The sequence below is a fragment of the Bombilactobacillus sp. ESL1094 genome (genome assembly GCF_058107425.1).
Genome location: NZ_JBYLUM010000001.1, coordinates 964,170 through 986,995 on the forward strand (window position 1 = coordinate 964,170; position 22,826 = coordinate 986,995).

Genomic DNA, 22,826 nt, shown 5'->3' on the forward strand with positions numbered 1-22,826 from the left:
CACTTGTCTCGAAATTATGAGGCAAGTGTTTTTTGATACTTGAATTTGACTAAATAATAAGTAATGATGGTCATAAAAAGAAATTATGTGAAAAAAAGTCAAAATCATTAACTTGAGGGGCGATGTGGAATGGTGAAAGCAAACAATCTAATTGTTTATTACAGTAGAACGGGTAATACAAAAGCGGTGGCGCAGATCGTTCAACAACTAGTTGGTGGCGATTTATTTGCAATCCAAGGAAAAGATACACCAATCCAAGATTACGAAGAACAAGTGCGACAAAATGTATTGGAACAAAACGAAAATATATTACCAGCAATTAAAACGCAAATAACGAATTTTGAAGACTATCAAAAAATTTTTGTGGGGGCCCCCACCTGGAATATGGCCTTACCACAAATTGTCATGACATTTCTGAAACAATACGATTTTACTAATAAAATTGTCATTCCCTTTAATACCCATGGTGGTTTTGGCAGTGGTGCGAGCTTTACGCAGATTAAACAAACTGTGCGGGCACAACAAGTGTTGTCAGGTTTTTCGTTTGAAGGCGGACTAGAAAAACGGGGCATTGGCCTGGCTATTCAAGGACGAAAACGTCAAGAAGCCAGTCAAAAAGTGCAAGACTGGTTGCGTAAGATTAACCTAAAAGCTTAAGGACTGTGATAAAAAATAATGAGCTGCAATAAAAAGAACCACTTAATTTGTCGGGCCTAAATCTGACAAATTAAGTGATTTTTTAAATAACTATTTAATTGTGGGGAGAATTTTAGATAAATCCCGTTAAATAATTAGCACAAGTTAGCGCTAGTTGTTGTGGACTTTCCGGGTTAGCACTAGTTAACCAGTGAATTAAAACGTTAAAGCTAGCACCGGATAAAAAGTAGAGTTGATAACGATCAATGGAATTGGCGGGCATATTGCCGATGGATTCTTCAATATAGCGATCTAAAGTTTGTAATAATAGTAATCCGTAACCCTTTTGATAAATCAAAAGTACGTAAGTCCGATTTTCTAAAAAAACGGTGAGTGATTGGGCAAATTTTTGCACGACTTGTTCATAAGAGAAGACATCTTTTAGGTTATTGTATTCGTGTGTTGAAGTTAATTTATCATGTAATTGATCCAAATAAAATTCAATCAGTTGAGCTTTGCTTTGAAAATTACGATAGAAACTACTGCGGGCAGTGTGGGCTTGTTTAGTGAGTTGAGTAATAGTAATTTCATTTGGTTCGTACTTTTTCAAAAGTTGGAAAAATGCAGTTATTAACTGCTGCTTGATGCGCTGATTTTCATTAGTTCCATAATACATGTTGTTTTCTCCCCTTATTTTAGTGACACAAATAAGTTAAAACTGTTGCACTAAATTATATTGTACTACTGCATTGATAACAGTATAGTAATCCTAATTAAAAATAGGAAGTGTCCATTATTATGCAGGAGATCACGATTAAAGTTAATATTGACGGTGACAATTATTCAGAACAACAATTACGATTGCTGCGATTTGAACGCGAAAAACATGTTTTACAGGAACTGTTGCATTTAGGAGCAAACATCAAATATCAAGGACGGGATTTAACCTATGAAGATGTGAATTACCTAAGTTATGAAGAAGCTACTCAGGTTAATTTACAGGCTAAAGCGGACTTAGGAATTGAAAAGATTCGACAATTATATGCAGAGTCTACCAAACGTTCAGAACAAATGTGGCGCGATATTGTTCAGAACTTTGATGAACAAGCTGAAATGATTCCTGCACGAGCCACGTTAGTGGTGACTGGAATGACTTTGGCACAATATCAAGAAAAATTAGCTTCTGTTTTGAGTGGCAGTGACTTATCTGTGATGTCGGAAAATCCCGAACATTTTCAGTTTACTAAAATGACTAACGGTGATGTAACAGAGAATTTGGGTATGGAAACGATGGGAATGTATGGTGGCCCGACCGAAGTTGTTTTGATGAAAGATGATCCCACGATTCAAACTAAAGTGACCGCAGATCCTGGGTTTCCACCAGCTAAGGCAGGTACTTCACGGTTACTGGATGGCACTTTACGGCATGATATTGCACATCATCAAATGCGTGATATACCAAATGGCTTTGAATTACGGACTTGTGTTTATTTTCCTAAAGGAACGCCTAAAGAGATGATTGAAGGTCATAAAATTCATTTAGCCTTAGAAGCTTATGAAATGATTAAAGCAGCAGCTGAAGCTTAAAATCAAATTTTATTTCAGATGCGATTGAGACAAAAAAGTTTTGTAATCTTTTGTCCCAATTGCATCTTTTTTATTGCAAAAATTGGAATAGTAGTTAGTAGGATAGTCTGTTTCTAAATAATAGTTGCTTTTCAAAATTTGATTGAAAAAGCAAGATACTACTTGATGAGTAAAAAATTTTAAGTACTTCATTGGCTTTTTAATAATCGAGAAATAACCACTTGTGTCCAATGCTGAGACAATTTAACTTTTCTTAGACATACTAACAATAACTGCTAGTAAAGGAGAAAAAAATGTTAATTGAAACTATTGGCTTAACTAAAAAATATGGTTCCAAGGTCGCTTTAAATGCGATTAATCTCCAAATTGCCACTGGACAATTGGTCGCTTATTTAGGAACTAACGGTGCCGGCAAATCAACGACAATAAATATTTTAACAGGTCTGATGAAACCCACGACAGGAATCGTTCGCTATGCTGCCGACTTAAAGATGGGTGTCGTGTTTCAAGACAGTGTTTTAGACAAGAGGTTATCGGTAAAAAGCAATATTTTATCCAGAGCAAAAATGTACAGACATTATGACAAAGACTGGTTAGCGGAGTTAATTGAAGTTATTGGAATCAAGCAATTTTGGAAACAAAAATATGGCACTCTATCAGGTGGTCAAAGACGACGCGTAGACATTGCCAGAGCTTTAATTGACCAACCTAACTTGTTGTTTTTAGATGATCCAACTACAGGTTTGGATCTACAGACTAGGTTAGTAATTTGGGATTTGTTACAGAAATTGCAACGCGAACAAGGTTTAACAATCTTTTTGACCACGCATTATTTGGAAGAAGCAGAAAATGCTGATCAAATGTACATCTTAGAAAATGGTAACCTTTTGGCCAGTGGTTCAACAGCAAGCGTTAAAAAACGCTATGCTCCTAATAAATTGAAGATTCAAGCTGATGATGTTCAGAAAATTAAAGCTACCAGTGGTATACAAAAAAGGTCTGAGCATCAAATTGAACTATTGGGGTTGACTAGTAAACAAGCGATAGAGGTTTTACAAAATAATGCCACTATAATCCGTGATTTTGAATACCAGCAAGGGTCCATTGATGATGCTTTTATTAAAATTACGGGAAAGGAGCTGCAATGATGATAGCTTTGGTTCAGCGCAATATTAAAGTTTACTTTAGCAATGTTACAGGTGCTATGATGTCGTGTTTAGGGGCACTAATTGGTTTTTTTATTTATGTTTGTTTCTTACAAAGGTATCTTTTGGGGTCACTACCAGTTGTTTCTAATAAAAAACAGTTACTGGATTTGTGGATGTTGGCGGGATTAATAGTCATTGCGGGTATTACTACTTCTTTTCAAGCATTGAGTCAATTCGTGATCGATCGAGAAACTCATACAGCAGCTGATTTTCAATTGACCCATGTATCACCAGCCAAACGGAGTTTTAGTTATATTTTGGCGGCAACGTTTATTAGCTTCTTAATGCAAATCTTGGTGTTAGTACTAGCAGGTAGTTATTTTAAGTTAGTTGATAAAGTTGATCTACCAGCTGATTTTTATTTACCAGCAGTGGGTGTCATGTTTGTTGGTGGTCTGGCAGCCACTTTAGCTAATCAATTACTAGCGTTATTCGTTAATTCCAGTACAACTTATAGTCACTGGGCTTCCATTATCAGTGCTGCATCCGGCTTTATCGTAGCCACTTATATGCCTTATGGGATGCTCTCCAAAAGTATGCAAACTTTGGTAAAATTAATTCCAAGTAGTTATGAAGCAGCCAGTTTACGTAGCCTTTTACTCAATGATTTGCGGGGAAGCAATCTGGCTTTGCCCTTGCGATTAAAAATGTTGCAGGATTTGGCAATTCATTTGGAAATTAAAGGACAACTTTTGACTAATGCCTTGAATACTTATGTAGAACTGGTGATCATAGCTGTGCTTTTGCTATTAGTTGCGGGTTTATCAATAATGATGAATCAAAGAAAGAAGTAATGATTTGAAAATTAGCGTACACATTGACCCTGGCCTGAATAAAGACGAGATTGCGGTAGAACTTAAGGCGGGTGCTGAGTCACTGGCGGTTGATAACTTATTATCCTACATTAAGCAATATGAGTTACAGGAACAAACTTTATTACCGATTAAAATAGCAGATCGGATTTTGACAATTAAGATGAAAGATTTAATCAAAATTGAAGTACAGGGTAAAAATTTAACCTATTATACTAAAGAAACTGTCATTGAGTCTAAAGGCCATTTATATCAAGTTTTAGAAAAATTAACTGCTGATTTTATTCAAGTTTCACGACATTGTGTCATTAATCTGGATTATCTGGATTCACTGGAAACGGGTTTTGCTGGCAATATGGTGGCTATTTTACAATTTAATTTAAAGACTGATGTTTCGCGGAAGTATTTAATAGAATTAGAAAAGAAGTTGGGCTTATGATAAAAATATTACGTCAAGCTGTCAAACGGTTTATTACAGGGGTCGGATTTGGATCAATGGTTTATTTGCTAGTTTTGGCATGTATTCCTCATGAAATCAATATTTCTTTACTAACCGTTTGCGGCGTTTTCATATTTAGTGGATTAATGGGTGAAGGATCTTTTTTGATGGATACTGACTTTCCATTTTTAATAGCACTAGGATTACACTTCATTTTGATGTTGATTTTATTTTTAATGATGATGCTAGTTTGTCATTGGCCTATTGCTGTTTGGACGATTGTACTTTTTCTAGTGACATATATTATTATTTGGTTAGTGATTTTAACGCTCCGTGAGCAGCAAGTTCAGCGGATTAACTCCCGGCTACAAAAGCGTAAGTCCAAGTGATGGAAAGAAATAAAGTATAGAAATTAAAAAACCACTGAGTAATCAGATTTTTAATCTGGCTTACTCAGTGGTTTTTGTTTCTTAGTTGTTTAAACTTTGTTGAATTAATTCGGTTTGTAAATCAGCCAATTTAGTGGTGATATAAACCGGATAAAAATCAGGATTAACCGTTCTTAATGTGGCTTCAGGTAATTCCGCTAATTTTTGCTGACATTGTTTTTGAATTTTGAACACGTCAGTTTCGCTTTTGACTACATGACCGTGGTCCAAAATTTGTTGTGATAATTCTTCAGCATCAAAGTTGGCCAGAGTAACCTGCTTTTTAACGGATAACGGATTGGAGTCCACTACTGACAAATTAGTTGGTAAAACTTCATCCGCTAAACTAATCACATCCGCAAAAGCTTGGTGATTTTGTTTGTCGTATAAGCGATAAGTTTTCTTAATACCTGGTAAAGTTAACTTGTCGCGATTATCACTGACTTTAATCTTTGGAATTAATTGTCCGTCGTCAATGACGGCTGCTAATTTATAGACGCCACTGAGGACGGGGGAAGAAGCACTGGTAATTAATTTTTCCCCGACACCAAAGTTATCAATTTGTGCACCTTCATTGAGTAATGATTGAATGACGCGTTCGTCTAAGGCGTTTGAAACCGTGATTTTAATTTGAGACAATCCGGCATCATTGAGAGCTTGACGGGCTTTTTTGGTTAGTTGTGCAATATCGCCAGAATCAATGCGAATCCCACCTTGAACTTGCTGGCCGCCTTGCTGTAATTCTTGAAAGACAGTAATGGCATTAGGTAAACCCGAATTTAAGACGTCATATGTGTCAATTAAAAAGGAAGCATTGTTAGGGTAAATTTGTGCCCATTGGCGAAAAGCGGTAAGTTCATCTGGGAAAGATTCTACCCAAGCATGTGCCATTGTGCCAGCTGGGGGAATGTTAAACATTTGGGCGGCTAAGACATTTGAAGTACTGGTGCATCCACCAATAACTGCTGCTCGGGCACCGTTAACGGCACTGTCCGGTCCTTGGGCGCGGCGCGCACCAAATTCCATCACGGGTTTGTTGTGTGCGGCAAAAGTAATCCGGCGCGCTTTTGTAGCAATCAAGGATTCATGGTTTAAAATGTTTAAAATTAATGTTTCTAACAATTGCGTTTGAATTAAAGGTCCTTGGACAGTCATAATTGGTTCGCGAGGAAAGACTGGGGTACCTTCGGGGATTGCGGTAATGGAGCAGTCAAATTTAAAATTCTTGAGATAATCTAAAAAACTAGGGCTAAATGTGTTCAATGAAGCGAGATACTTAACATCGTCATCCGTATAGTGGAAATCTGCAACCGCTTCAATAACTTGCTGTAAGCCAGCAGCGATAATAAAGCTACCATTGTCGGGAACTTTGCGAAAGAAGACGTCAAACACGCCTTGTTTGTCTTTGCTAACTGCATCATAACCATTGGCCATGGTAAATTCATATAAATCAGTCAACATTGCTAAATTTTTCATGATATAGTTGTCCTTATTAATTTTTTGACAGAGTTCAACCAACCAATATGGTCTGAATAATCGGTCAAAACTATCACAGCTAGTATAGCATTACTAGGAAAGCATGAGTAGTTTTCACCGGTAATTACTTAATTTCTAATTGATTAAGCAGAATACTTGACTTGTACGTTATGCTATGTTAACTTATCATTTGTATTATATATAATTGATAACTAACTAAAAGAATAAAAGAGGCTCCTATTCGGACACATGCTACTGTACAGAAACGTTGCGAAACGCCAATGTATAGGACAGAACTTGCCGACCGAAGGCAAGTTCCCAAGTAGCTAGACTAAGTCTTTACGCCGGGTAGTGCTAAACGAAAATTTTAGGAGTCGCGAATAATTTTTTTGCGGCTTCTTTTTTTGACTGTATCAATTGAAATTGTGACTAATGTCAGTTAGGCATGGTATGAAGAAACATTATTTGTATTACTAATATGAAGATTTTCTTTTTATCTCAACTTCAATGAAAGTTTATCAGGCAGTCAATGGGTGTTTATGAGCCTCCTTTGTTTAAAAACAAGGAGGTCTTTTTTGATGTTATCAAATCAAGAATTATTGAAGTTGGCTCAAGCAACTCCGGAAGCGGTGCAACAACAGTTTCACACGCGAACAACCGGTTTGTCGAGTCAAGAAGTGACAGCTCTTCAACAAAAGTACGGGAGTAATCAGTTAATTTATCACCACAAAACTCCCGTGTATCGCCAATTTTTACGAGCTTTTGCTACACCTTTTACACTAGTACTGCTGGTTTTAGCTGTCATTTCTTTTTGGACGGATTATGTTTTAGCCAGTCCAGCTGATAAAAGTTTCACGGCGACTGTAATTATTTTAGTCATGGTTATTGTCAGTGGCACCATGACTTTAATTCAGTCCATTCAATCAAGCAATGCTGCGGAAAAATTGCAATCGTTAGTGCAGGTTAATGTCCAGGTTTTTCGAGATCGACAATTACAAACAATTGCTTTGGCTGATTTAGTACCCGGAGATATTGTTAAATTAGCTGCTGGCGATTTGATTCCTGCAGATTTAAGAGTGCTGCAAGCCCGCGATTTGTTGGTATCACAAACGGCGTTAACGGGTGAAAGTTATCCGGTGGAAAAAGTAGTACAGTCAACGGACACTCATTATGAGCAAATTACTGATTTAAAAACATTAATTTTTATGGGGAGTAATGTGGTTAGTGGTACAGCCTTGGCCTTGGTTGTGGCTACCGGACAGCAGACGCGTTTTGGGGAAGTTACTCAAGGATTAACGAACAAAAAAACCACTGTGACTAATTTTGATGTGGGGATTAGTCAAACATCGTGGCTCTTAATTCGGTTTATGGCAATTATGGCCCCGATTGTTTGTGTTCTCAATGGTTTAACCAAGGGTAATTGGCTACAAGCCCTATTGTTTGGCGTTTCTACGGCCGTTGGCTTGACGCCCGAAATGTTACCCGTGATTGTGACTACTAATTTAGTCCGCGGAGCTTTAACAATGGCCAAACAGCAAACGGTGGTGAAGGACTTAAATGCGATTCAAAACTTTGGCGCCATGGATGTCTTATGTACAGATAAAACGGGGACGTTAACCCAAGATCAAATTATTTTAGAACATTATTTAGACGTGCATCAACAGGTCAATCCTCGCGTTTTACAGTATGCCTATTTAAATAGTCAGTTTCAAACGGGGTTAAATAATTTAATGGATCAGGCCATTATCCAAGCTGCGACAACTTTGGATTTGGAAGTTACGAATTATCAAAAAATTGATGAAATACCGTTTGATTTTAAACGGCGCCGTTTAAGTACAGTGGTACAGGTGCCCCAGCAAGCTGTCACGATGGTTACCAAAGGGGCGTTTGAAGAAATACTACAAATTTGCTCTTATGTAGAGGACCAAGGACAAGTGGTAGCTTTGACGCCTGAGTGGCAAAAGCAATTGCAACAACAGGTCAGGAATTTGAATCAAGCCGGCTTGCGCGTGTTAGGCTTGGCCTATAAAACCAATCCTCAAGCCTCAACTAATGCTAAATTAACAGTTGCTGATGAACAAGATATGGTCTTTTTAGGCTATTTAACCTTTTTAGATCCCCCGAAGCAATCGGTGAAACAAGCATTATCTTCTTTGGCAGAGTATGGCACACAAGTCAAAATTATTACGGGTGATAATCAATTAGTAACTTTAGCTGTTTGTCAAAAAATTAATTTTGCAGTACAGAATGTGTTAACGGGACAAGAAGTCAGTCAATTAACTCCTGAACAGTTGCAATGCGCGGTGGAAACAACCAACGTTTTTGTGAAAGTCGGGCCTGAGCAAAAAGCTTTAATTGTGCAAACTTTGCGCAAAAATCAACATGTAGTGGGCTTTTTAGGTGATGGCATTAATGATGCACCGGCCATGAAAGCTGCCGATGTAGGAATTTCCGTAGATAGTGCTGTTGATATTGCCAAAGAGTCGGCAGCAATTATCTTATTACAAAAAGATTTGCAGGTCTTAGAACAAGGAGTTTTAGTCGGGCGCCAAACTTTTGGTAACATTATGAAATATATTAAAGCGACGTGTTCTTCCAATTTTGGCAACATGTTATCCGTTTTGTGTGCTAGTATCTTTTTACCATTTTTGCCCATGCAGCCATTACAATTACTATTTTTAAATTTGACTTATGATTTGTCCTGCTTAGTTATTCCATGGGACAGAATGGATCCCGAGTATTTAAAAGTTCCACGCAAATGGGAGGCACGCTCCATTGGCCGATTTATGGCAATTTTGGGACCGACGAGTTCATTATTTGATATTACGACGTATTTAGCCATGTATTTTGTGATTTGCCCACAAGTACTGGGGCATACTTTCGGACAAGTTCATGGTTTGGCGCAACAAGAATTTATGCAAATATTTAATAGTGGTTGGTTTGTAGAATCTCTCTGGACGCAGACTCTAGTTTTGCACGCTTTGCGAACACAGAAAATTCCTTTTGTGCAAAGTCGTGCTGCTAAGCCAGTACTACTTGTCACAATAGGGGCCGTCCTGGTTGGTTCATTAATTCCGTTTACCGCCATTGGACACTTTTTAAGATTGGCTCCTTTGCCAACTAATTTCTGGTGGTTACTCGGATTAACGGTAGTTTGTTATTTAGTATTAGTAACAATCGTCAAAAGAATTTACGTCCAACGTTATGGAGAATTGTTATGAAATCAAAGTTGAAAACTGAATTACGTTATCCTACCCAATTAATTATTGCCTTAACTTGGTTATGTATCGGAATTGCTTGGCTATTCGTGCAACCTGTAACGTGGACAACAGGGTTATTGGCAGGTTTGTTTATTGTTGGTGCCAGTTTAATGATTGTGGATTGTAGTACTAAAGGACACCGATTTGTAAAACGTATTTGGCAAAAATGTTGTAGCAAATGCCACTTAAAAGCCGAAGACTAACCTAAATTAAGGACTTAAGCATTTTTTGCTTGAGTCCTTAATTGTAGTTAGACAGTTAGATACAAGTTCCTATTCGTTGAAACACTACAATGTCTTAATTGATAGACATTCTTTGGCTTTCAAATTTGGCACAATATTTAACTTACTTTGGGTGCCGCAATTTGGTAGCGATATGTTGAAACCAAACTTCCCCAATCAATTGCGCTAGAACGTAGCCTAAAGCAATGGCCCCGGTTAATAAGGTAACATGTAAAACCTGTGTTAAGGCACTGTCACGTTGTCCAGTCATGAATTGTTCCAAGGCTTGGTAGGCACTGGCGCCTGGTACCAATGGGACGAGTCCAGGAATGTTAAAAATGGTACTGGGCTGTTTTTTTACCCGTGCTAAGATTAGTCCACTTAACCCGACGACTAGCGCCCCTAAAAAGTTCGCGGCAATTTTACCAACATTAATTTGAACCAACAACCAATAACAGGTCCAGCCTAAGCTGCCAGCAAATCCGGCCCAGCCTAAAGCTTTGACAGGCACTTGAATAAAGAGCCCAAACGCCACTGTGCCGATAAAACTTAACCCGATTTGTACTAATAAGTGATACATGCTAGCACTTCCTTAACTAATTAAATAAAAAGCAATCCCCACGCCGACAGCAATGGCGCCAACGACCATGCTGGACTCAATGCCGCGTTCAATCCCCGCTAACAAATTGCCTTCAAACAAATCTCGTAAAGCATTAGTCATCGGGACGCCGGGCACTAACGGCATAATGGCGCCAATGATAATGTTATTGATACTTTTACCACCAAAGAAATGAACGTCACCCATAGCCAATAAGGCAATTACTAACGCGCCGATTAATTCGCCGACGAACCGCAAACGACTGTGTTGCCCAATTACGATAGCGATCCAATAACCTAAAGCGCCAATGATAAAAGTACTCACAAAATCCTTCCAGTCGTATTTTTGCGTGAAGATAATCATTAAACACGCACTTTCTAAGCCCGCACCAAAGGTTTGCGTTGCTAAGGAAAATAAGGGGCGATCGCGCTTGATTTGCCGTAATTGTTGCTCAAAGGTAGCTAAATCAATTTCTTGAGCTTCGTACTGGCGGGAGAGTGTATTGACTCTGGTAATGTTATTCATATTGATGCCGCGCCGTGAAATTTGTAAAAAACGAGTATATGGCGCTTTTTTAAAGCTGACTAAAACTCCCGTTAAACTGGTGAAAGCGGCATTATCAACTTCTTGACCACAAAAGGCAATGCGGCGCATTGTATCTTCGACACGATACATTTCTGAACCGGCTTCCACTAAAATCTGTCCGGCTAAAAGACACACTTCCATTAATTGATCTTGCTGCATCTAAGCACCTTCTTTGAAACTAATTAATCATTATTATACTATATTCGTTAAATTGTTTGGGGGAGGTGAAAAGAGTGCAAGTTGGAATTATGGGCGGATCCGGTTATTTAGGACAGCAAGTGATTCGCCAGCTGCACAAACATCCGACTTGGCGAATTATTAGTTTTTCTCGTCATGGGCAGCAAAACTTGCCAACAAATATTCAGCAAATGGCTCAATTTGTAAGCACTGATATTTTGCACGATGATCAGTGGCAATATTGGTTAAACCAATGTGATTGGGTAATTGATTTAGTCGGAATTTTACGAGAACAGCCGCGGCAAAATATAACTTATCAAACGATGACTTTCGCTCCAGCCAAGATTGTGACAGATTATATTGTTCAACAACAATTAACCACGAAGATGTTGTATGTGGCGGCCAATTGGGCGCCGTGGGGCTTGAAAAAATATTTATTTTATAAAGATCAAACAGCCCTGTATGTCAAACACCAGTTACAGCAGCAAGCAGTGATTATCTATCCAAATTTAATTTATGATCGACAACGGCTAACTAGTTGGGGCTTGGCGCAATTATTACGACTGAGTAATTTACCAGCCATTGCGCCGATGACCCGCATAGCGTTTAGTCAAGAAATTGATAAAATTTTGCAACAGCAAGTGAGCTTTTTGCAACAGCGCCGTTTCTTGCATGAAAAAAATATGTAATTTTACTGTAAATTAAATCAAGGGTGTTTTAAACTAAAAACATTATTGTTATTTTACTGAACTGGGAGGAGTAAGGTTGATGTCAAAAAAAGAAAGATTTATGACTACTTTAGGCTGGATTGCTACGGGAACAGCGATTTTAATGTATGTTTCCTATATTCCACAAATTATTAGTAATTTACATGGAGCGAAGGGTAATCCAGCGCAGCCACTAGCGACCGTCTTGAATACCTTATTATGGGTTATCTATGCTTTGTTCAAAGATCATCGTGATTATCCATTGGCTGTTAGCAATGGTGCCGGTGTGATTTTTGGGGCTTTGGCAGTATTAACAGCTTTGTAAAAAAGCAAAGAGAAGTGGGGATCAAAAGAATTTTTCGTAAATTTCAACGAATATTTTCTTTTTACCCAACTTCTCTTTTTTAATTTTACCAACAATTTGGTAAGTCACCTAATTGAGGTATTTAATGATGAATGTTGAAAATTAATTATGATAAAATTCTCAAATTTGAGAAGGAAAATAAGCACCACGTCAGTGATTGATTAAATTGTTCGCACCTTCGTGGCATCACCACTAGCAATGACTTGTAAGCCGTGAGCGGTTTGTAAAATTAAACTGGCTTTTTGAGTAACACCGACAATTTGGCCGTAAACGACCTTTGGCCCCATTTGCACTTGCACTGTCTGGTTTTTCCAAGCCAGCTTGTCTTGATAGTCAGGTAAGAAAAAGCCAGTCGCAAAATGATCTTTGAAGTGCCAGATTTGCTGCAATAAATGGATGATCAACTGACAGATTGCTTGCTCAGTCGGTTGTTTGGTCAAAAGATTGGCCCCAATTGCTAAGTGCTCTTGATAAAGATTAAGACCAATGCCAATAATAGCAACTTGGGGACGCGGCTGTTCGACTAAAATGCCAGAAATTTTTTGATCATTGACTAAAAGATCATTGACCCATTTAATTTGGGTTTCGAGTTGCCATTGTTGTTCAATGGCCTGATTTAAACACCAAGCAATACCGGTTGTTAAGAGTCCTTGATTTTGGGCAGTTAACTTGGGTAAAGCTAAACCAAGTGAGAGATAAATGCCACCAGTTTGAGAAATAAAGTTACGCCCTTTTTTACCATAGCCATTCGTTTGTTGATTACTGATCACTAGCTGAGGTGAAAATTTTTTTTGGCGGGCGACTTGTTGCTTTAATAATTGGTTGGTGGAAGTGACTTGATCATACCAGGCAATTTGCTGAGCTAAAAACGGCAGCTGCTGGTTTAATTGTTGTTCTAACAAAGTTAAATGTTGCATAATTAATTAGACCTCACATGAGTAAACTAATTTGAGCTTCAAAATAAAATAATTACGTAAAAAGAGACGAACTAAAAGCTATTCAAATCGGTCTTTATCATAGTCAAATTTGACATTTTAAGCAAGTTGCAATATGATACTGCCATCAAACAGTTTGATGTTTGAAATAAAATAAAGGAGCTGTTGGAATCTTAATGGAACTAAATTCAAGTGAAATACGGGCGTTAATTCCCAATCGATATCCGATCTTTTTCATGGACGGAGTGCAAGACATGCAAGTCGATAAATCAATTCAAGCGGTGAAGAACGTAACCGCTGATGAATCGTTTGTTGACAGTTATCGACCGGGACAATTTGTGATGCCATCAACGTTGATTATTGAAACCTTAGCTCAAGCAGCCTCAATTTTTATTTTGAGCTCACCGAGTTTTAAAAATAAAACAGCTTACTTAGGTGGGATTCCGAAGGCTGAATTTTTGTTTGATGTTCATGCTGGCGATCAGTTGCAGTTAAAAGTGGAATTAAAAAGACAACGTCAAAATATTGGCTTGGTTAGTTGCGTGGCGTCGGTTCATGATAAGCCAGCAGTGACAGCGGAATTAATGTTTATTGTCGAGGATGCGGTTCGTAGTTAACGGATTAGTTGCAGTTATTTTGACATTCTATAGGAGTAATACGAATGAAAGATAAAATGCAACGGATCAACCGGTTATTGACCACGGTTTATACTGATATTATGCGGGTTGAAGAACGGGAATTAAAAAAGAGTGATTTTAAGGACATTTCAGTTAAAGAAATGCACGCCATTGATGCAATTACTATGTATGATCACAAAACCAGTTCGCAATTAGCAGAAGAGTTAATGATTACTCCTGGTACAGTCACGACAATGGTTAATAATTTGGTACGTAAAGGTTATGTCGTCCGGATTCATGGCGATGATGACCGCCGAATTGTGCGTTTGGGTTTGACGAGAAAAGGCCGTTTAGTTTATCGAGCACATGATTTGTTTCATCGACAAATGGTAGCTAAGTTTATTGAAAACTTTGACGAGAACCAAGTTGAGATTATTGAACATGCCTTACTCAATTTACGAGCCTTTTTAGAATTTCCCGCGCATATCGATAAAACAAAGGAGTAATCCAGATTGGGATTGAGAATTAAGCAAACAGCTTATTATGTACCTGACAAGATTGTCAGCAATGATGATCTAACAAAGTTTATGGATACTTCGGATGAGTGGATTGCTTCCAGAACCGGCATTAAGCAACGCCACATTGCGCAAAAGCAACAAACTTCAGATTTAGCGTTGCAAGTAGCACAGCAGTTATTAGCAGCTAGTGATTTACCAGCAACTAGTTTAGATTTTATTATTGTGGCGACGATGTCACCAGATTATCAAACACCATCCACAGCGGCTTTAGTTCAAGGCAAGTTACAAGCCAATCAAGCATTTGCGTTTGATATTAGTGCAGCTTGTTCGGGGTTTATTTACGGCTTAGCTTTGGCTGATAAACTGTTAGCAACTACTTACCAACGTGGTTTAGTGATTGGTGCGGAAACTTTATCTAAATTGGTTGATTGGCAAGATCGTTCAACCGCGGTCTTATTTGGTGATGGTGCTGCAGGCGTTTTGGTGGAAGCTGATGCTAAGCATCCAGGATTGGTGGCTGAGGATTTGCAAACCTTAGGTGCGCAAAGTTCGGCACTCACAGCTGGGTATTTGCCGTTAAATTCGATCTTTAATCAAGATCAAACTGATCCACAACAGCGTTATTTTATGATGGATGGTCATGCTGTTTATCGCTTTGCCACCCATGAAGTACCCAATTCCATTCAACGTGTTTTAGCCAAAGCTAATTGGAACGTGAATGATATTGATTACTTTTTATTGCATCAAGCAAATGGGCGCATTATTAAAAGTATTGCACAACATTTAGATCAACCCGTAACTAAGTTTTTGCAGAATGTTGCAGAATTTGGCAATACTTCGGCAGCTAGTGTACCATTACTATTGGCGCAAAGTGTTGCAAACAAGCAAATTCAACGCGGGCAAAAGTTGATCTTAAGTGGTTTTGGCGGAGGTTTAACCGTCGGTAGTTTAGCGTTAGTTTATTAATTTTAATTATAAGGGAGTTTTATATTATGTCAGATCAAGAAATTTTTAACAAAGTCAAAGAAATTATTGTCGACCAAACAGGTGAAGAAGAAGAAGAAGTTACTTTACAAGCTAATATCAAAGATGATTTAAATGCTGATAGTTTGGATATTTTTGAAGTAATCAACGAATTAGAAGATGAATTTGACATCAAAATTGAAAATGAAGATGGTATTCAAACTGTGCAAGATCTAGTTGATTTTGTGAAGCAACAACTAGAAGCAAAGGAAGATTAAGCATGAAGTTAAGTCCATTTATTCAAAGTCTGGGATTGAAATATCCGATTTTTCAAGGGGGAATGGCCTGGGTCGCTGATGGTAAATTGGCGGCCGCTGTTTCCAATGCTGGTGGTTTAGGAATTATTGGTGCAGGCAATGCACCAGGTTCTGCAATTGCCGAAGAGATTAAAATTGCGCGGTCTTTAACCGATCGACCTTTCGGGGTCAATGTTATGTTATTGTCACCGCATGTTGAAGAAGTGGTGGAAGTTGTCTTGGAATATAAAGACAGCATCGCTTTAGTTACTACGGGTGCTGGTAATCCTGGCGATTACTTTACACGCTTTAAAGCGGCTAATATCAAAGTTATTCCAGTCGTTGGTTCTGTAGCATTGGCCAAAATGATGGAACGTGTTGGTGCAGATGCCGTGATTGCAGAAGGTATGGAATCTGGTGGTCATATTGGAAAGTTAACGACAATGGCCTTAGTTCCTCAAGTGGTTGATGCGGTTAATATTCCTGTCATTGCGGCTGGTGGTATTGGTGATGGCCGTGGTTTGGCAGCGGCTATGATGCTGGGTGCGCAAGGTGTCCAAATGGGAACCCGCTTTTTAGTAGCTACCGAATCTAAAGTTCATCCCACTTATAAAAAAGCGGTTTTGAAGGCTAATGATGCCAGCACAATGGTTACCGGTGACTTTGCAGGTCATCCATCTAGAGTTTTGAAAAACAAAATGGCTAAGACTTATGTGAAGTTAGAAAAAGCTGAAGCCGCTAAAGAGCATCCTAATTATAGTGATATTGAAGAATTAGGTAATGGTAGTTTGCGGCGTGCAGTTTTAGATGGTGATGCCAAGACCGGTGCTTATATGGCTGGTGAAATCTCTGGTTTGGTTAAAAAAGAACAACCAGCAGCTGAGATCTTGGAAGATGTTTATTCCCGGGCAGATCGGCTTTTAGGCGGTGACTATTAAGATGTTGGGATTACTGTTTAGCGGTCAAGGTGCCCAAAAAACAGGAATTACACAGGACCTGTACGAAAGTTTGCCAAGTTTTAAGCAGCATATTGATCAAGCAGCCGAAATTTTACAGTTAGACTTGCCAAGTATTTTATATGATGCAGCTTTGTCTGATCAGTTAGCACAAACGCGCTTGGCGCAACCGGCTATTTTGGCCATGAGTTGGAGCTTATATCAGGAATTAAAAGACTATTTAACTACTAAAGATTGCTTTGGCTTAGGACTAAGCTTAGGCGAATATAGTGCTTTAACTAGCAGTGGTTACGTTGATTTTGCTACCGGTTTGCAATTGATTAAGCGGCGTGGCGAATTAATGCAACAAGCTAGTGAGCAAACGGCCAGTGAAATGGTCGCCATTATGAAAGCCGATTTAGCTAGTGTTGAACAAGCAGTTCAGCAAGCTAGTCAATTCGGTGCCATTGGTGTGGCCAATGTTAATACACCACAACAGATTGTCATTGGTGGCGTCCCTACAGCAGTAGAGCGGGCTGTTGATTTATTAAAGCAGCAGCAGGAAAAACTGCGGGTTGTTCCATTAAAAGTTAGTGGAGCTTTTCATACACCGTTGATGCAACCAATTCAGGCACAATTAAATTCGGCCTTAACGAAAGTTAATTGGCAGACCGGAACATTTCCAGTATTTAGTACGACCACTAAACAAGAATTTGCTCCGCAAACTTTGAGTGATAATCTTACGCAACAGTTAGTTTCGACCACTTATTTTGCAGCTACTTTACAACAGCAAGCATCAGATTTAACGGCAGTTCTGGAGTTGGGACCTGGGAAAACCTTATTAGGCTTTGCTAAAAAGATTGTGCGGAAGATTCCTACTTATCAAGTTGATAGTTATGATGGACTGCAACAGACAATTACAGCGTTGGAGGCAATGGATTAATGGAACTCAAAGACAAAGTAGTTTTAATAACCGGTAGCTCACGAGGTATTGGTTTAGCAATTGCCAAAGCTTTTGCACAGCAAGGAGCGAATATCGTTTTAAATGCGCGGCATCCCATTAGTGCCGACGTGCAAGCTCAAATTACCGCTTTTGGGGTTCAATGTTTTGATATTAGTGCTGACGTGACGCAGATGGACTCTGCAGAACAATTAATTAAGCAAACATTGGCTGCAGCGGGCCACATTGATGTTGTAGTTAATAATGCAGGAATTACTCGCGATGGTTTATTGAACCGGATGTCACAAGAAGACTTTGACAGTGTCTTACAAACTAATTTAGTGGGAACTTTTAATGTTATTCGTCAGGCATTACGGCCAATGTACAAACAACGTTCGGGATGTTTTATTAATTTAGCCAGTGTTGTTGGCTTGACTGGTAATATTGGTCAGGCTAATTATGCTGCCAGTAAAGCCGGCATCATTGGGTTAACGAAATCAGTTGCGAAAGAAGTGGCTTTGCGTAATTTACGTTGTAATGCAATTGCTCCCGGAATGATTGATACCCAAATGACGCAGCAATTAAGTGATAAACGGCAACAAGAAATTATTAAACAAATTCCACTACAGCGCTTTGGTCAAGTTGAAGAAATTGCCCAAACTGCTGTCTTTTTGGCTCAAAATAATTATATTACTGGCCAAACATTGACGGTCGATGGCGGCTTAACAATGCAGTAAGGAGAATCATTATGACAAGAGTAGTAATAACAGGACTAGGGGCTGTTACCCCTATCGGTAACGATGTTGCTAGTTTTCAAGCAGGTTTAAATTCACAAAAGATTGGTTTTGAACCAATTACTTATTTTGATGCAACTAGTACAGGAGTTACAGTTGCTGGACAGTTAGATGATTTTGATGCGTTACAGCATTTAACAAAAAAAGATACGAAGCGCATGGATGCTTTTACCCAATATGCGGTTTATGCTAGCGATGAAGCCATGGCGCAAGCCCAAATCAATGCTGAGAATACTGATGCCGATCGTTTAGGCGTAATCTGGGGTTCTGGTATTGGCGGTTTAACGACAATTCAACAACAAGTGATCAAAATGCATGATAAGGGTGCGGATCGGGTTTCGCCAATGTTTGTGCCCACTGCGATTGCTAATATGGCAGCTGGTAATTTGTCTATGCGTTACCAGGCCCATAATATTAGTACGACAATTGTGACTGCTTGTGCTTCCAGTACGAATGCGATCGGTGAAGCTTACCGTCAAATTAAAGATGGACGTAGTGACGTTATGATTACTGGTGGTTCAGAAGCTTCCATTAATCAGATTGGGATTGCAGGTTTTGCGTCTTTGTCAACCTTGTCTAAGGCCACTGATCCGACCAAAGCTAGCCTACCATTTGACGAAAGTCGTTCAGGCTTTGTGATGGGCGAGGGTGCCGGAACGTTAATTTTGGAATCTTTAGAACATGCGCAAGCACGTGGTGCTGAAATTTTGGGTGAAATTGTTGGCTATGGAACAACATCTGATGCTTACCATATTACTTCTCCAGACCCGAAAGGTACCCAAGCGGCGCGGGCAATGAGTTTAGCTATGCAAGAAGCCCAAATCACGCCGCAACAAGTGGGCTATATTAATGCTCATGGCACGGGAACTAAAGGCAATGACTCGGCAGAATCAAAGGCTATTAATCAAGTTTTTGGTGCTGATAGTTCAGTTTTAGTCTCCAGTACGAAGAGTATGACTGGTCATTTATTGGGCGCTGCGGGTGCAGTCGAAGCAGTTGCCACAACCTTGGCATTACAATCTGGACAATTGCCAGTGAATGTTGGAATTATGAATCAAGATGCAGACTGTGATGTGAACCTAGTAACAACTAACAATAACCAACGGACAATTGATTATGCACTCAGCAACTCCTTTGGTTTTGGTGGTCATAATGCAGTTCTAGCAATGAAAAGGTGGCAAGCTTAAATGACTTTTGAAGAAATTCAAGCTCTCATGAAGCAAGTTAATCAAAGTAACATTAATGAATTAGATTTGGATTTTGATGGTGGACATTTGTATTTGAGCAAGCAAAGTCAAACTGCTCCAGCCACCGTAACTCCTAGTTCAGTAGTACCAGATAATCAAGCTACTGTGGTAGAAGATACAGCACAATTGCCGCAAATCAAGTCGCCTTTAGTTGGGATTGTTTATCTCCAATCTTCTCCTGACCAACCACAATTTAAAAAAGTTGGGGATCAAGTAGAAGTGGGCGATGTTGTTTGTGTCATTGAAGCAATGAAGATGATGACAGAAGTTAAGAGTGAGATTAAGGGAACTATTAGTGAAATCTTAGTTTCTGATGAAGAGGTTGTGGAATATGATCAACCCCTATTTACTGTCACACCCAATTAGGAGGGCTCAGAAGATTAATGGAAGCAAATGAAAATAAACAAAGTTTAGATGTTGTCCAAATTCAAGAAATTTTACCACATCGTTACCCAATGTTATTAGTCGATCGAGTACTAGATTATCAACCTGGTCAATATGCAATTGGTCGCAAGAATGTTTCTGTCAATGAAAGTTATTTCCAGGGACATTTTCCGGGTAACCCCGTGATGCCTGGAGCTTTAATCTTGGAAGCTTTGGCACAAACAGGGGCAATTGCTTTATTAACGATGCCTGAATTTAAAGGCAAGACCGCTTATTTCGGTGGTGTTAAGAAAGTTAAATTCCGGCAAATGGTACGTCCCGGCGATAGTTTACGTTTGGAAGTTAAATTAGATAAATTACGTGGAAATATTGGTATTGGTAAAGCGACTGCTTATGTTGATGACCAAATTGCTTGTTCTGGTGAATTAACATTTGCCGTACAGTAGGTGAGAGTTGAAATGTTGGAAAAAGTTTTAATTGCCAACCGTGGGGAAATTGCTGTGCGGATTATTCGCGCTTTACGCGAATTAAATATTACCTCAGTAGCAGTTTATTCAACGGCTGATAAAAATGCACAACATGTGAAAGAAGCCGATGAAGCAGTTTGCATTGGTGGCCCACAACCAGCTGATTCCTATTTGAATATGCAAAACATTGTGAGTGCGGCTTTATTAACAGGAGCGCAAGCAATCCACCCAGGTTATGGCTTTTTATCCGAAAGTCCGGAATTTGCACAATTGTGTGAAGAATGTCAGTTGACTTTTATTGGTCCTAAGGCCAAAACCATTGCGTTGATGGGTAATAAGGCTAATGCGCGGATTACCATGCAACAAAATGAGGTGCCGGTTATTCCGGGTAGTGAAGGTTTTGTCGCTAATGCGCAAGAAGCATTAGCAATTGCCCAAAAAGTCGGTTATCCAGTCATGCTCAAAGCCGCTGCTGGTGGTGGCGGTAAAGGAATTCGTAAAGTTTTTAAACCAGAAGAATTAAGTGATTCTTTTGTGCAAGCGCAAGAAGAAGCAAAGTTATCTTTTGGTGATGACCGCATGTATTTGGAAAAGATTATCTCTCCTGCTAAGCATATTGAAGTTCAGATTATGGCTGATCAAGCAGGGCACGTGGTGGCCTTGCCTGAACGAGACTGTTCCTTACAACGACGGCAACAAAAAGTTTTGGAAGAAACGCCTTGCGTAGAGATTAATGAGCAAGAACGGCAACATTTGCAGCAGTTAGCCATTCGCGCAGTCAAAGCAATTGACTATCAAAATGTAGGGACGATTGAATTTTTAATGGATCCGCAACATCATTTTTATTTCATGGAAATGAATACGCGGATTCAGGTAGAACATTCTATTACTGAAGAAGTAGCGCAAGTTGATTTGGTGCAAGAGCAATTAAAAATTGCTGCAGGCGCTGATTTGTCCATGACGCAAGCGGATGTGCAGATCCATGGTGCAGCTATCGAAGCGAGAATTAATGCGGAAGATCCGAAAAAGAATTTTCAACCGCAGGCTGGTCAGATTAAGCAAATGTCCTGGCCCGGTGGGCTAGGGGTTCGCGTTGAAAGTGGCGTGAACAGTGGTGATCAGATATCACCATTTTATGATTCAATGATTATTAAGATTATTGCTTTTGGTTCACAGCGCCCGGTCGTTTTGCGCCGTTTGATTAATTCATTGCGAGAATTCAAAATTGATGGTGTCACGACGAACGATGATTTCTTGATTCAATTATTACAACAAGAGGAAGTTCGCCAAGGTCATTATTTGACCACATATATTGATCAAAAGTTTTTACCGCAATATATGGCACAATCCTCAAAGGGGGCTAGTGACGATGAGTGAAAATCATTTTGCGCCTCATCCGATTCAAGCCTTAAATAGTTATTATCATAATGTTCCACAAGGAATTTTTCGTTATTGTCCTCATTGTGGCAGTAAGTTTTATTTTCGGCGGGCCGGTAAATTTCAAGTTTGTCCGGAATGTGGTTATGGTTTTCGGGTGAATGCTCGCCAACGCTTGAAGATGTTAACGAAAGATTTTCAAGAATGGGATGCTGAGTTAGCCACGACTGATCCTTTAAAGTTTCCAGATTATCAAGAGAAATTGCATAAGGCTCAGACGAAGACAAAATTGTTGGATTCAGTTTTAACTGGACAAGCCAAGTTGGCTCAACATGATGTGGCTTTAGGAATTATGGATCCTAACTTCATTATGGGAAGTTTAGGAACAGCTACTGGTGAAAAAATTACCCGTTTATTTGAGCAAGCAACAGAACGAAAATTACCAGTTGTTATGTTCACTGCTTCTGGTGGTGCTCGGATGCAAGAAGGAATTCATTCCTTAATGCAGATGGCGAAAATCTCGCAAGCAATTAATGAACATCGCCAAGCTGGATTATTGTATGTGGCAGTGATCATGGATCCTACTACCGGAGGCGTAACAGCTAGCTTTGCCTCACAGGCTGATATTACGCTAGCAGAACCCCAAGCGTTGTTAGGTTTTGCTGGGCGGCGCGTCATTGAGCAAACCATCAATAAGAAATTGCCTTCAGATTTTCAAAGTGTAGAAAACGCTTATCAGCATGGTTTTATTGATGAAATTGTGGCGCGACCACAACAACTACAGAAATTAGATCAAATCTTGACAATTTTTGCTGGTCAAAAGTGGAAGGGAGCTGCGCAAAGTGAGTAAACAAG

Annotated in this window: 27 protein-coding genes and 1 riboswitch; of the genes, 22 read left to right on the plus strand and 5 right to left on the minus strand. The window is 39.2% G+C overall.

From position 1 onward, the window contains the following. Positions 1–129 precede the first annotated feature (129 nt). A complete protein-coding gene (locus tag AC3B5S_RS04775; protein WP_489790140.1) occupies positions 130–657 on the plus strand; it encodes a flavodoxin in 528 nt (175 codons plus the stop codon). Positions 658–769: 112 nt separating this feature from the next. On the opposite strand, the gene AC3B5S_RS04780 is transcribed toward AC3B5S_RS04775, so the two are convergent. After that, positions 770–1,312 carry a TetR/AcrR family transcriptional regulator gene (locus tag AC3B5S_RS04780; RefSeq protein ID WP_489769390.1) on the minus strand — a complete coding sequence of 181 codons (543 nt, stop codon included), beginning with the start codon at positions 1,310–1,312 and terminating at the stop codon, positions 770–772. Positions 1,313–1,434: 122 nt separating this feature from the next. On the opposite strand from AC3B5S_RS04780, the gene AC3B5S_RS04785 reads away from it, so the two are divergent. The 5 genes from AC3B5S_RS04785 (at position 1,435) to AC3B5S_RS04805 (ending at position 5,071) form a co-directional block, all read left to right on the plus strand. Then, positions 1,435–2,223, plus strand: a complete 789-nt coding sequence (locus tag AC3B5S_RS04785; protein WP_489769391.1) for a hypothetical protein — start codon at positions 1,435–1,437, stop codon at positions 2,221–2,223. Between the two features lie 293 nt (positions 2,224–2,516). Further along, positions 2,517–3,371: an ABC transporter ATP-binding protein gene (locus tag AC3B5S_RS04790; RefSeq protein ID WP_489790141.1), complete on the plus strand. Its 855-nt coding sequence runs from the start codon at positions 2,517–2,519 to the stop codon at positions 3,369–3,371. Then, positions 3,371–4,225 carry an ABC transporter permease gene (locus tag AC3B5S_RS04795; protein ID WP_489775032.1) on the plus strand — a complete coding sequence of 285 codons (855 nt, stop codon included), beginning with the start codon at positions 3,371–3,373 and terminating at the stop codon, positions 4,223–4,225. The genes AC3B5S_RS04790 and AC3B5S_RS04795 overlap by 1 nt, the downstream gene beginning before the upstream one ends. Positions 4,226–4,229: 4 nt before the next feature. Then, entirely contained in the window at positions 4,230–4,682 is a 453-nt protein-coding gene (locus AC3B5S_RS04800; protein ID WP_489769394.1) for a LytTR family DNA-binding domain-containing protein, read from the plus strand. Continuing rightward, entirely contained in the window at positions 4,679–5,071 is a 393-nt protein-coding gene (locus AC3B5S_RS04805) for a DUF3021 family protein (protein ID WP_489769395.1), read from the plus strand. Before AC3B5S_RS04800 ends, AC3B5S_RS04805 begins: the two co-directional genes overlap by 4 nt. An 81-nt stretch (positions 5,072–5,152) precedes the next feature. Here AC3B5S_RS04805 and AC3B5S_RS04810 read toward each other — a convergent pair whose 3' ends face one another. Next, a complete protein-coding gene (locus tag AC3B5S_RS04810) occupies positions 5,153–6,589 on the minus strand; it encodes a nicotinate phosphoribosyltransferase (RefSeq protein ID WP_489790414.1) in 1,437 nt (478 codons plus the stop codon). A 209-nt stretch (positions 6,590–6,798) separates the two neighbouring features. After that, a riboswitch (M-box (ykoK) riboswitch) is annotated at positions 6,799–6,961 on the plus strand. Positions 6,962–7,164: 203 nt separating this feature from the next. Here AC3B5S_RS04810 and mgtA point away from each other — a divergent pair. Further along, positions 7,165–9,807, plus strand: a complete 2,643-nt coding sequence (gene mgtA, locus AC3B5S_RS04815; RefSeq protein ID WP_489790142.1) for a magnesium-translocating P-type ATPase — start codon at positions 7,165–7,167, stop codon at positions 9,805–9,807. Next, positions 9,804–10,049: a hypothetical protein gene (locus tag AC3B5S_RS04820; protein ID WP_489769397.1), complete on the plus strand. Its 246-nt coding sequence runs from the start codon at positions 9,804–9,806 to the stop codon at positions 10,047–10,049. The genes mgtA and AC3B5S_RS04820 overlap by 4 nt, the downstream gene beginning before the upstream one ends. A gap of 142 nt (positions 10,050–10,191) precedes the next feature. Here the strand turns inward: AC3B5S_RS04820 and AC3B5S_RS04825 are convergent, their stop codons facing one another. Both AC3B5S_RS04825 and AC3B5S_RS04830 read right to left on the minus strand, forming a co-directional pair. Continuing rightward, positions 10,192–10,647 carry a threonine/serine exporter family protein gene (locus AC3B5S_RS04825; RefSeq protein WP_489769398.1) on the minus strand — a complete coding sequence of 152 codons (456 nt, stop codon included), beginning with the start codon at positions 10,645–10,647 and terminating at the stop codon, positions 10,192–10,194. 12 nt (positions 10,648–10,659) lie between these two features. Then, the gene (locus AC3B5S_RS04830; protein WP_489769399.1) at positions 10,660–11,409 is read right to left on the minus strand and encodes a threonine/serine exporter family protein; all 750 of its coding nucleotides are present in this window, start codon (positions 11,407–11,409) and stop codon (positions 10,660–10,662) included. Positions 11,410–11,483: 74 nt separating this feature from the next. Here AC3B5S_RS04830 and AC3B5S_RS04835 point away from each other — a divergent pair, with 74 nt between their 5' ends. Then, positions 11,484–12,116: an NAD-dependent epimerase/dehydratase family protein gene (locus tag AC3B5S_RS04835; RefSeq protein ID WP_489769400.1), complete on the plus strand. Its 633-nt coding sequence runs from the start codon at positions 11,484–11,486 to the stop codon at positions 12,114–12,116. Positions 12,117–12,195: 79 nt separating this feature from the next. Next, positions 12,196–12,459 carry a SemiSWEET family transporter gene (locus AC3B5S_RS04840; RefSeq protein WP_489756828.1) on the plus strand — a complete coding sequence of 88 codons (264 nt, stop codon included), beginning with the start codon at positions 12,196–12,198 and terminating at the stop codon, positions 12,457–12,459. Between the two features lie 200 nt (positions 12,460–12,659). On the opposite strand, the gene AC3B5S_RS04845 is transcribed toward AC3B5S_RS04840, so the two are convergent. Next, a complete protein-coding gene (locus tag AC3B5S_RS04845) occupies positions 12,660–13,415 on the minus strand; it encodes a biotin--[acetyl-CoA-carboxylase] ligase (protein ID WP_489769401.1) in 756 nt (251 codons plus the stop codon). Between the two features lie 194 nt (positions 13,416–13,609). Between AC3B5S_RS04845 and fabZ (AC3B5S_RS04850) the strand changes: the two genes are divergently transcribed. From fabZ (AC3B5S_RS04850) to AC3B5S_RS04905, 12 genes are read left to right on the plus strand one after another with little or no spacing between them, the layout of a single operon-like run. Continuing rightward, entirely contained in the window at positions 13,610–14,050 is a 441-nt protein-coding gene (fabZ, locus tag AC3B5S_RS04850) for a 3-hydroxyacyl-ACP dehydratase FabZ (RefSeq protein ID WP_489756826.1), read from the plus strand. Between the two features lie 44 nt (positions 14,051–14,094). Next, on the plus strand, positions 14,095–14,556 hold the full coding sequence (locus AC3B5S_RS04855; protein ID WP_489756825.1) for a MarR family winged helix-turn-helix transcriptional regulator: 462 nt from the start codon (positions 14,095–14,097) through the stop codon (positions 14,554–14,556). Between the two features lie 6 nt (positions 14,557–14,562). After that, entirely contained in the window at positions 14,563–15,534 is a 972-nt protein-coding gene (locus tag AC3B5S_RS04860; protein WP_489756824.1) for a beta-ketoacyl-ACP synthase III, read from the plus strand. 26 nt (positions 15,535–15,560) lie between these two features. Further along, positions 15,561–15,809 (plus strand): acyl carrier protein, encoded by a 249-nt coding sequence (locus AC3B5S_RS04865; protein ID WP_489756823.1) that lies wholly within the window; start codon positions 15,561–15,563, stop codon positions 15,807–15,809. Positions 15,810–15,811: 2 nt separating this feature from the next. Beyond that, entirely contained in the window at positions 15,812–16,765 is a 954-nt protein-coding gene (gene fabK / locus AC3B5S_RS04870; RefSeq protein ID WP_489756822.1) for an enoyl-[acyl-carrier-protein] reductase FabK, read from the plus strand. A gap of 1 nt (position 16,766) precedes the next feature. After that, positions 16,767–17,705, plus strand: a complete 939-nt coding sequence (locus AC3B5S_RS04875; RefSeq protein ID WP_489790143.1) for an ACP S-malonyltransferase — start codon at positions 16,767–16,769, stop codon at positions 17,703–17,705. Continuing rightward, positions 17,705–18,439, plus strand: a complete 735-nt coding sequence (fabG, locus tag AC3B5S_RS04880) for a 3-oxoacyl-[acyl-carrier-protein] reductase (protein WP_489756820.1) — start codon at positions 17,705–17,707, stop codon at positions 18,437–18,439. Before AC3B5S_RS04875 ends, fabG begins: the two co-directional genes overlap by 1 nt. A gap of 11 nt (positions 18,440–18,450) precedes the next feature. Next, positions 18,451–19,683, plus strand: a complete 1,233-nt coding sequence (gene fabF, locus AC3B5S_RS04885; RefSeq protein ID WP_489769403.1) for a beta-ketoacyl-ACP synthase II — start codon at positions 18,451–18,453, stop codon at positions 19,681–19,683. Then, entirely contained in the window at positions 19,684–20,109 is a 426-nt protein-coding gene (locus tag AC3B5S_RS04890) for an acetyl-CoA carboxylase biotin carboxyl carrier protein (protein WP_489756818.1), read from the plus strand. Positions 20,110–20,126: 17 nt separating this feature from the next. Next, entirely contained in the window at positions 20,127–20,573 is a 447-nt protein-coding gene (gene fabZ, locus AC3B5S_RS04895) for a 3-hydroxyacyl-ACP dehydratase FabZ (protein ID WP_489756817.1), read from the plus strand. A gap of 12 nt (positions 20,574–20,585) precedes the next feature. Next, entirely contained in the window at positions 20,586–21,971 is a 1,386-nt protein-coding gene (locus AC3B5S_RS04900; RefSeq protein ID WP_489756816.1) for an acetyl-CoA carboxylase biotin carboxylase subunit, read from the plus strand. Continuing rightward, the gene (locus tag AC3B5S_RS04905) at positions 21,964–22,821 is read left to right on the plus strand and encodes an acetyl-CoA carboxylase carboxyltransferase subunit beta (RefSeq protein WP_489756815.1); all 858 of its coding nucleotides are present in this window, start codon (positions 21,964–21,966) and stop codon (positions 22,819–22,821) included. The genes AC3B5S_RS04900 and AC3B5S_RS04905 overlap by 8 nt, the downstream gene beginning before the upstream one ends. Positions 22,822–22,826: the final 5 nt, after the last annotated feature.